The 610-nt window shown below is 50.8% G+C and carries 1 protein-coding gene; it reads right to left on the minus strand.

The window, feature by feature from the left end:
- On the minus strand, nt 1-610 hold a 610-nt coding region (locus R7044_RS26475), incomplete at both ends, for an efflux RND transporter permease subunit (protein WP_225456144.1).

The following is a 610-nucleotide window of genomic DNA, read 5'->3' on the forward strand; positions in this document are numbered from 1 at the left end:
CGCCTTCACGCCATTGGTCATGAGGTTTGAGCTGAATTACCGTTTCAATCATGGTGAGTGGTGCTGGGTCGGTGGCGGTTTCTGCGCGGCCAATCTTGCCCCAAACCGTTTTAACTTCCGGTACGGTTTTGATCAGCTTGTTGGTTTGCTGAACCAACTCACGTGCTTTACCGATGGAAATGCCCGGGTAGGTGGTCGGCATGTACATCAAATCGCCTTCATCCAATGGTGGGATGAATTCGCTGCCTAGTTGGCTAGTTGGGTAGTACGCCGATGCTAATAGGCCGAGCGCCAGTACGATCATCGCTTTCGGATATTTCAAGCTCAGATTAAGCAATGGACGATACAGCGCAACCAGACCACGGTTCACAGGGTTCTTATGTTCTGGCAGTATTTTACCGCGAATAAAGTAACCCATTAGAACTGGCACGAGCGTGATCGCAAGTGCTGCCGCTGACGCCATGGCATACGTCTTGGTAAAGGCGAGAGGAGAGAACATCTTGCCTTCTTGACCTTCCAGTGCAAACACTGGAACAAAGCTTAACGTGATGATAAGCAGCGAGAAGAATAGGGGCGCACCCACTTCTTCAGCGGCTTTGCCAATCACTTG

The sequence above is a fragment of the Vibrio sp. 1402 genome (assembly GCF_033340275.1).